This is a genomic window from Pantoea sp. CTOTU49201 (assembly GCF_032054795.1).
Taxonomy (GTDB): domain Bacteria; phylum Pseudomonadota; class Gammaproteobacteria; order Enterobacterales; family Enterobacteriaceae; genus Pantoea; species Pantoea symbiotica.
On the sequence record NZ_DAMBSA010000170.1, the window covers coordinates 1 to 9272 of the forward strand.

Sequence of the window (9272 nt, forward strand, 5' to 3'; positions counted from 1 at the left end):
AGCCAGATAAAACTAAAAGCGCAGCCCACCAGCATCAATATCATCGCCAGTAAGCTTAATAAGGTAATAAACGCAGAAAATTTAGTTGTTAATCGCATCCCTGTGCCTGCATCACTGCGGTTATGAACGGTGTTAATCCGTCGGCGCCACGCTTACCCCTGGCGCAAACCTGAGCAAAATAGCACAAATCAAGGTGTGATTCAGCGCCAGACTGGCATCAAAATCGCACATAACACAGCTTGATAAGCGCTACGGCGCGAGTATAGCGTTAAACCGTGATGGCCTGACTTTGCTACGGGCTTTTTCGTCCTATTCTCAAAGAGTGTGTTTTGCCAGGAAATTTCACATTTTTCCCCGCAAGTTCGCGCCTGACGCTGAAGTTGAGCATGCTGGTTATAACTTACTATTCACAGGAGAACGTCATGAACCTGAAGCACTTGCTCACAGAAGCCGACGTCACGCCAGAAAGCGTCTTTAATATGCGCCGCCGTCAGGTGCTGAAAGCGTTGGGATTAGGCGCAGCAGCAGCCAGTTTGCCAGGCACGGCGCAAGCCGATGTGCTGAGCTGGTTTAAAGGCAATAACCGCCCGCCCGCGCCAGCTGGCAGAGATTTAGATTTCACTAAACCGGCCGAATGGCAGGCCGATTTACCGCTCACACCCTTTGATAAGGTGTCGGGTTATAACAACTTCTACGAATTTGGTCTGGATAAAGCCGATCCTGCCGCCAATGCCGGCACGCTGAAAACCGATCCGTGGAAACTGCGCATCGAAGGGGAAGTGGCCAAACCGATCACGCTGGATATGGATGACATCTTCAAGCGTTTTGCGATGGAACAGCGCATCTATCGCATGCGCTGCGTCGAAGCCTGGTCGATGGTGATTCCGTGGGTCGGCTTCGAGCTTAACAAGCTGCTGAAACTGGCTGAACCCACCAGCAATGCACGCTATGTGGCGTTTGAAACGCTGTACGCACCTGACCAAATGCCCGGTCAGAAAGATCGCTTTATCGGCGGCGGGCTGGATTATCCCTATGTAGAAGGTTTGCGGCTTGATGAAGCGATGCACCCGCTGACGCTGCTGAGTACCGGCGTATATGGCAAGGCGCTGCCGCCGCAAAATGGTGCGCCGATTCGCCTGACGGTGCCGTGGAAATATGGCTTCAAAGGGATTAAATCGATCGTGAAGATCACGCTGACGCACGATCGTCCGCCGACCACCTGGAGCCAGATCGCCGCCAATGAGTATGGTTTCTATGCCAATGTGAACCCGCATGTGAATCATCCGCGCTGGTCGCAGGCTACCGAACGCTTTATTGGCGCGGGTGGCATTCTGAAGGTTGATCGCCAACCTACGCTGCTGTTCAACGGCTACGCGAAAGAAGTGGCTTCACTGTATCGCGGGCTGGATTTACGGGAGAACTATTAAGTGCGCCTCACTTTACGCCACATCACCGCGTTAAAAGTCGTGCTGCATCTGGCGGCTTTTCTGCCGTTTGTTTATCTATTTATGGCGGCGAGTCAGGGCTGGCTGAGCGCCGATCCGGCGAAAGATATCCAGCATTTTACCGGCAGAATGGCGCTAAAGTTGCTGCTTGCCACGCTGCTGGTCAGCCCATTAACGCGCTACCTGAAACAGCCGCTGCTGATCCGTACGCGACGCCTGCTCGGCGTGTGGTGTTTCGCCTGGGCCAGTTTGCATCTCACCAGTTACTACTTGCTGGAACTTGGCTACGATCATCTACGTTTACTCGGCAGTGAGCTGGTTTCTCGTCCTTATTTGTTACTGGGGATGATCAGCTGGACGATTCTCTTCGCCCTCGCAATCACCTCATTTCAACGCATGCAGCGCAAACTGGGTCGCCGCTGGCAAACGCTGCATAACGGCGTCTATCTGGTCGCGATCCTCGCACCTATCCACTATCTTTGGTCTGTGAAAGTGTTGTCCCCGCAGCCGGTAATCTACGCCGTGCTGGCGATTGCGCTGTTAGCGTGGCGTTACAATAAGTTGCGTAAACTTCTCTCCAGATAATCCCCGCACGGTTGTGTTCCTCCCGCGAGATCTGTTAAAAAGTGTGGCCTTCGGGCCGCATTCGATCAACTTCGCAGATAAGACCAGTATTTTGCTGCGAATGTCGACGAAACGGATATAATGCCCGGCTTTATTGCAAACGAAGTCTTCTTTTTCATCCTCAAGGGTGACAAACGCGAGATGGCGCGGTATTTTACGCGATGCCTTACTGATTGCAGGAGATAGCAGCAAGATGGCGCACAAATTTCACATACTGCTTTTGAACGGTCCCAATTTGAATTTACTGGGAACGCGCGAGCCTGATAAGTATGGTCACACCACGCTGGCGCAAATCGTCGGCGATCTGACGCAACAGGCCGATCAGCACCATGTGAAATTGAGTCATTTGCAATCGAACGCAGAGTTTCAGTTGATTGACCGTATTCACGAAGCCCGCGGCAACGTGGATTACATCATCATCAATCCTGCTGCGTTTACGCATACCAGCGTTGCACTGCGTGATGCCCTGTTGGCGGTTAGCATTCCTTTTATTGAGGTGCATCTCTCAAACGTGCATGCACGCGAACCGTTCCGACATCACTCCTATCTTTCCGATGTATCTGCCGGCGTCATCTGTGGACTTGGCGCTGATGGATACTCGTGGGCTTTACAAACGGCAGTAAAACGCCTGTCACATTCCAATTAAACAGAGTACGGAACCACACTCATGGATATTCGTAAAATTAAGAAACTGATCGAACTGGTTGAAGAGTCTGGCATCTCCGAGCTGGAAATCTCCGAGGGCGAAGAGTCCGTTCGTATCAGCCGTTCACCTGCAAATGCCGGCTACCCAATGATGCAGCAAGCTTATGCTGCGCCAATGATGCAGCAGCAGCCTGCGCTGGCGACCGCTGTGGCACCTGCCGCACCGGCTGCAGCAGAAGCTAAACCAGAAATCAGTGGCCATATCGTGCGTTCTCCGATGGTGGGCACCTTCTATCGCACCCCAAGCCCAGACGCGAAAGCCTTCGTTGAAGTTGGCCAGAAAGTGAATGCCGGCGACACCCTGTGCATCGTTGAAGCGATGAAAATGATGAACCAGATCGAAGCCGACAAATCCGGCGTTGTGAAGGCGATTCTGGTCGAAAGCGGCCAACCGGTTGAATTTGACGAGCCGCTGGTCATCATCGAATAACGAGGCGAAGCATGCTGGATAAAATTGTCATTGCTAACCGTGGTGAGATCGCGCTGCGCATTCTGCGTGCCTGCAAAGAGCTGGGCATTAAGACTGTTGCCGTACACTCCACCGCGGACCGTGACCTGAAGCACGTGCTGCTGGCAGACGAAACCGTCTGCATTGGCCCGCCACCTTCGGTCAAAAGCTACCTGAACATCCCGGCACTGATCTCCGCCGCTGAAATTACCGGCGCGGTCGCTATTCACCCGGGTTACGGCTTCCTCTCTGAGAACGCCGATTTCGCCGAGCAGGTTGAGCGCTCAGGCTTCATCTTCATCGGCCCGAAAGCCGACACCATTCGCCTGATGGGCGACAAAGTGTCTGCGATTACCGCCATGAAGAAAGCCGGCGTACCAACCGTGCCAGGTTCTGATGGCTCGCTGACCGACGACATGGAAAAAAACCGTGCCTTCGCTAAGCGCATCGGTTATCCGGTGATCATCAAAGCTTCCGGCGGCGGCGGCGGTCGCGGTATGCGCGTCGTGCGCAGCGACAAGGATCTTGAGCAATCCATCAACATGACGAAAGCGGAAGCCAAAGCGGCTTTCAACAACGACATGGTGTACATGGAGAAGTACCTCGAGAATCCACGCCACATCGAGATTCAGGTGCTGGCCGACGGCCAAGGTAACGCTATCTATTTGGCCGAACGTGACTGTTCAATGCAGCGTCGTCACCAGAAAGTCGTTGAAGAAGCACCAGCGCCAGGCATCACGCCGGAACTGCGTCGCTACATCGGCGAACGCTGCTCTAAAGCCTGTATCGACATCGGCTATCGCGGTGCGGGTACGTTCGAGTTCCTGTACGAAAACGGTGAGTTCTACTTCATCGAGATGAACACCCGTATTCAGGTTGAGCATCCGGTGACTGAAATGATCACCGGTGTCGATCTGATCAAAGAGCAGCTGCGTATTGCTGCTGGTCAGCCACTGTCGATCAAACAGGAAGACGTGGTGATTCGCGGTCATGCGGTGGAATGCCGTATTAACGCCGAAGATCCGAATACCTTCCTGCCAAGCCCAGGCAAGATCACCCGCTTCCACGCGCCGGGCGGCTTCGGTGTTCGTTGGGAATCGCATATCTATGCCGGTTACAGCGTGCCACCGTACTACGATTCCATGATTGGTAAGCTGATTACCTACGGTGAAAACCGTGACGTGGCAATCTCGCGCATGAAAAATGCGCTGGCGGAACTGATCATCGACGGCATCAAGACCAACATTGAGCTGCAGATGAAAATCATGTCCGACGAAAACTTCCAGCAGGGTGGCACTAACATCCACTATCTGGAGAAAAAACTCGGCCTGCAAGAGAAGTAATCGCAGCGCAGAGCAAGACAGAGGCCGGTTAACTCCGGCCTTTTTCATTTTTGTCGCCTTTGAGGTTACATAATGGATTGGCGTTTTTTACAAGCGAACAAAGAGGCGCGCTGGTCGTTTTATCTGACGCTGGCCTACCTTGCCGTTTGGGGACTTTCTGCCTGGCTGGGCGGCAATGAGATCGGCTTCTTTGGCTTACCAAGATGGTTCGAGCTTTCGTGTCTGTTCGCCCCGCTGCTGTTTATTATGTTGTGCTGGCTGATGGTGCGCGTGCTGTTCCGCGACATGTCGCTGGAGGATAACGATGGACTCTGAAATCATTCTTCCGCTGTTGGCCTATCTGGTGCTGATCGCCGCACTGTCGGTGTTTGCGATGCGCAAGCAGCGTCAGGGCAACTTCCTAAGCGAATACTTCCTCGGCAGCCGTTCAATGGGCGGCTTTGTGCTGGCCATGACCATCACCACCACTTACATCAGCGCCAGTTCGTTTATAGGCGGCCCCGGCGCAGCCTATAAATATGGTCTTGGTTGGGTGCTGCTGGCGATGATTCAGGTGCCCGCCGTCTGGCTTTCTCTCGGCGTATTAGGCAAGAAATTCGCGATTCTGGCGCGTCGTTACAATGCTGTGACGCTCAACGACATGCTTTATGGCCGCTACGGCAGCACGTTGCTGATTTGGCTCTCCAGTATCAGTTTATTGGTGGCGTTTATTGGCGCGATGACCGTGCAGTTCATCGGTGGCGCTCGTCTGCTGGAAACCGCTGCGGGTATTCCTTACGACACCGGCCTGCTCATCTTCGGCGGCACCATCGCGCTTTACACCGCTTTCGGTGGCTTCCGCGCCAGCGTGCTGAACGATGCGATGCAAGGCATGGTGATGCTGATCGGCACCTTCCTGCTCCTCTTCGCAGTGATCCACCAGGCGGGCGGGCTGGAAAGCGCAGTAACCAAACTGCATAACATCGATCCACAACTGACGTCGCCGGAAGGCGTTGGCAATGTCATCAATCCAACCTTCCTTAGCTCGTTTGCGGTGCTGGTGTGTTTCGGTGTGATTGGTTTGCCCCACACTGCGGTGCGCTGTATTTCGTATAAAGACAGCAAAGCGATGCATCGTGGCATTGTGCTCGGCACCATTGTGGTAGTGATCCTGATGCTTGGCATGCATCTGGCCGGTGCGCTGGGCCGCGTGATTTTGCCCGATCTCACCATCCCCGATCGCGTGATCCCCACGCTGATGATTACCGTGTTACCGCCGATGGCGGCAGGCGTATTTCTTGCGGCGCCAATGGCGGCCATTATGTCGACCATTAACGCGCAGCTGCTGCAATCCTCCGCTACGCTGATCAAAGATCTCTACCTGCGTATTGCACCGCAGCACAGTGAAAATGAGGCGCGCCTGCGCCTGCTGTCAGGCACTATCACTTTCGTGCTTGGCGTGCTGCTGCTGCTGGCGGCGTGGAATCCGCCCGATATGATTATCTGGCTGAATCTGCTGGCATTTGGTGGCCTTGAAGCAGTTTTTTTGTGGCCGCTGGTGCTGGGCTTGTATTGGAAGCGCGCCAATTCGACGGGTGCGATCAGCGGCATGCTGGTCGGCGCGGGATGCTACACGCTGCTTGCCAGCCTGAATATTGAATGGTGGGGTTTCCACCCGATCGTTCCGTCATTGACCTTAAGCCTGCTGGCCTTCCTGGTGGGTAATCTGTTTGGCCGCACGCCTGCAACGCATGCAGCGGCACTGGAATAAAGAGAAACGCTATGCCTTGGATTCAAATCAAAATTAACAGCACCGGCGAAAACGCCGAAACCCTGAGCGATGCGCTGATGGATGTTGGCGCCGTGTCGGTCACTTTCCAGGATACGCACGACAATCCTGTTTATGAGCCGCTGCCGGGCGAAACGCTGCTTTGGGGCGATACTGATGTCATCGGCCTTTTCGACGCCGAAACCGAGATGAGCGATGTGGTGGCCGAGTTAAGTCAGCACCCGCTGCTGGGATCCGCGTTTCGCCATAAGATCGAGCAGATCGAAGACAAAGATTGGGAACGTGAATGGATGGATAACTTCCACCCGATGCGTTTCGGTGAGCGTCTGTGGATCTGCCCAAGCTGGCGCGATGTGCCGGATCCAGATGCCGTTAATGTGATGCTGGATCCGGGCCTTGCATTTGGTACCGGCACGCACCCCACCACGTCGCTGTGTTTGACGTGGCTTGATGGGCTGGATCTGCAAGGCAAAACGGTGATCGACTTTGGCTGTGGCTCCGGCATTCTCGCTATTGCCGCACTAAAATTAGGCGCAGCGCAGGCGATCGGTATTGATATCGATCCGCAGGCGATTCAGGCCAGCCGCGATAATGCCGAACGTAATGGCGTCTCTGAGCGTCTGGCGCTTTATCTGCCTCATCAGCAGCCGGATAACTTGCAGGCTGACGTGGTGGTCGCCAACATCCTCGCTGGTCCGCTGCGCGAATTGGCGCCGCTGATTAGCGTACTGCCGAAAGCCGGTGGACATCTTGGATTGTCCGGCGTGTTAGAGAGCCAGGCTGAAAATGTATGCGAAGCCTATGCACAACAATTCGCCCTCGATCCTGTTGCAGTAAAAGAGGAATGGTGTCGAATCACCGGATTAAAATCAGCTTAAATACACTTAAAAAACTCATTTTTCGGCCTGAATTTACATTTCAGGTTGAGACCCATCTCAAAAAACCTTAATACTCGTTATTAAGGTTTTTCTTTATTTTTTTTGCTTTAGACTCCCGCCCAGGTATAGCGCTATCCCTATTTACGGTGCCATTTACGGCACATTGATCTCAATTATTTCCAGGTCACCCTATTATGAAATTTAAGATGAGTCTGGCTGCGCTGCTGATAGCGATGGCTCCCTTTTCCTATGCACACGATATCCATTGGTCCTATGAGTCACCTGAAAAATGGGGAGATTTAGGCGCTGCTTATCAAACTTGTAAAACTGGTGTAAATCAGTCACCTGTTAATATTCATAATGTTGTTAACGGTCAATTAAAATCACTGGATCTTGAATATCACGCAAAACAAAAATCCATCGTTAATAATGGACATACTATTCAGATCGATATTAATGATGGCGATACCTTCAAGCTGGATGATGAAACTTATACGCTCCGTCAATTCCATTTCCACGCACCAAGTGAAAACCGTATAGAGGGTAAATCTTTCCCTCTGGAAGTTCACTTTGTCCATTCAAATGAACATGGACAACTAGCGGTGGTCGGTGTGATGTTTGAAGCAGGCGAAGCCAATCCGGCCATTGAGTCCATTTTGCAGAATGTCCCATCCAAAGTTAACCAAGTGAAAGCGCTCGATAAGCCGTTAAACCTCGCAACGCTTATCCCAGACAATAAATCCTACTATCGCTTCAGCGGCTCTCTGACCACACCACCGTGTTCTGAAGGCGTGCGCTGGTTGGTAATGAAAGATTCCGTGCATGCTTCTTCAGCACAGCTCGCTTCCTTTGCGCGCTTGCTTGGCGAACACGGTAACAGCCGTCCTGTGCAACCGTTGAATGGTCGTTTGATCGTCGAATAACTACCAGACAATCCAAGCCCGGTCTGGTTCTACCCTGTGACGTCTGTTACAGGGTAGTCATTTTCTCATCGCCACGTAATATCTGCGGCACGCCGCTTGCCGGTATTCTTATTACTGAGATTGAGAATGAAAACCTCCCTTTTACTTAGCGTAATGTTGGCTTACAGCATTGGTGCGCATGCAGCCTCTTCCCCTTCCGCACCACACTGGAGTTATGAAGGCAACGCTGGTCCAGATCATTGGGCCGAACTCTCTGCTGATTTCCAGACCTGCCATAACGGCAAGTTTCAGTCGCCAATTGATATTCGCCATACCATCGAAGGTCGACTGCCGCCCCTTAATCTAGAATTTCACACCGCAGCAGAAAACCTGGTCAATAACGGGCACACACTGCAAGTGAACGTGGATGATGAAGATGATTTCACGCTGGATGGCGAAACGTTCCGCCTCAAGCAATATCATTTCCATACCCCGAGTGAGAATCAAATCGACGGCCACTCTTATCCACTTGAAGCGCATTTCGTTCACGCTAATGCTGATGGGGAAATAGCGGTAATTGCCGTGATGTTCGAGGTGGGTAAAGAAAACACCGCCCTCAACCCGATTATTGCTGCCATGCCTAAGCAGATAAATCAGGAAGTGGTGGTGAAACAGCGCATGGATTTAAACCCCCTCTTCCCAGAGGATCGCCATTATTATCGTTTTAGTGGATCGCTCACTACTCCACCCTGCACCGAAGGTTTACGCTGGCTGGTCATGAAGCATCCCGTAACGCTCTCGCAATCACAGTTGCACGATTTCCAACTGGCGCTGAAAAACAGTAATAATCGCCCCCTGCAACCATTACATGGTCGACTGATTGTCGAATGATGAACTAGCAACCCTTACACTAATAAATTAGTACAATTAATAATCACATTGCCGTCATTTCTCTGGCTAATTACCTGAAGTGGCGGTTTTTATGTTGTGATTTCGGTCATGTTTTGAGAAAAATTTTTGTACACAATTTCATCATATTTTTTTAATCATATGAAATATAAAGATTAATACCTTTCCTTGTGCCTGATAAGTTAATTTCCCTGATCTCTAACGGCGAATTGTTCAAAGTTTGGCCTTTCATCTTCTTTAAAAAATGCGT

The 9272-nt window shown here is 52.0% G+C and carries 10 protein-coding genes; all 10 read left to right on the plus strand.

Annotated elements, in window-relative coordinates; genetic code table 11:
• Positions 1-422: 422 nt before the first annotated feature.
• The 10 genes from msrP to RTY00_RS13185 all read left to right on the plus strand — a co-directional run bounded on the left by msrP (position 423) and on the right by RTY00_RS13185 (position 9004).
• The gene (msrP, locus tag RTY00_RS13140) at positions 423-1427 is read left to right on the plus strand and encodes a protein-methionine-sulfoxide reductase catalytic subunit MsrP (RefSeq protein WP_008101993.1); all 1005 of its coding nucleotides are present in this window, start codon (positions 423-425) and stop codon (positions 1425-1427) included.
• Entirely contained in the window at positions 1428-2030 is a 603-nt protein-coding gene (gene msrQ, locus RTY00_RS13145; protein WP_312664751.1) for a protein-methionine-sulfoxide reductase heme-binding subunit MsrQ, read from the plus strand.
• Positions 2031-2262: 232 nt separating this feature from the next.
• A complete protein-coding gene (gene aroQ / locus RTY00_RS13150) occupies positions 2263-2715 on the plus strand; it encodes a type II 3-dehydroquinate dehydratase (protein WP_007891972.1) in 453 nt (150 codons plus the stop codon).
• A 21-nt stretch (positions 2716-2736) separates the two neighbouring features.
• Positions 2737-3204: an acetyl-CoA carboxylase biotin carboxyl carrier protein gene (gene accB / locus RTY00_RS13155; protein WP_256697610.1), complete on the plus strand. Its 468-nt coding sequence runs from the start codon at positions 2737-2739 to the stop codon at positions 3202-3204.
• Positions 3205-3215: 11 nt separating this feature from the next.
• Entirely contained in the window at positions 3216-4565 is a 1350-nt protein-coding gene (gene accC, locus RTY00_RS13160) for an acetyl-CoA carboxylase biotin carboxylase subunit (RefSeq protein WP_008101999.1), read from the plus strand.
• A gap of 72 nt (positions 4566-4637) precedes the next feature.
• Positions 4638-4880, plus strand: coding sequence for a YhdT family protein (locus RTY00_RS13165; RefSeq protein ID WP_312664752.1), 243 nt, complete (start codon positions 4638-4640; stop codon positions 4878-4880).
• Entirely contained in the window at positions 4870-6315 is a 1446-nt protein-coding gene (panF, locus tag RTY00_RS13170; RefSeq protein ID WP_312664753.1) for a sodium/pantothenate symporter, read from the plus strand. Before RTY00_RS13165 ends, panF begins: the two co-directional genes overlap by 11 nt.
• An 11-nt stretch (positions 6316-6326) precedes the next feature.
• A complete protein-coding gene (prmA, locus tag RTY00_RS13175) occupies positions 6327-7211 on the plus strand; it encodes a 50S ribosomal protein L11 methyltransferase (RefSeq protein WP_258144065.1) in 885 nt (294 codons plus the stop codon).
• A gap of 194 nt (positions 7212-7405) precedes the next feature.
• Positions 7406-8134 (plus strand): carbonic anhydrase family protein, encoded by a 729-nt coding sequence (locus RTY00_RS13180; protein ID WP_312664754.1) that lies wholly within the window; start codon positions 7406-7408, stop codon positions 8132-8134.
• 126 nt (positions 8135-8260) lie between these two features.
• Positions 8261-9004, plus strand: a complete 744-nt coding sequence (locus RTY00_RS13185; RefSeq protein ID WP_312664755.1) for a carbonic anhydrase family protein — start codon at positions 8261-8263, stop codon at positions 9002-9004.
• Positions 9005-9272 lie beyond the last annotated feature (268 nt).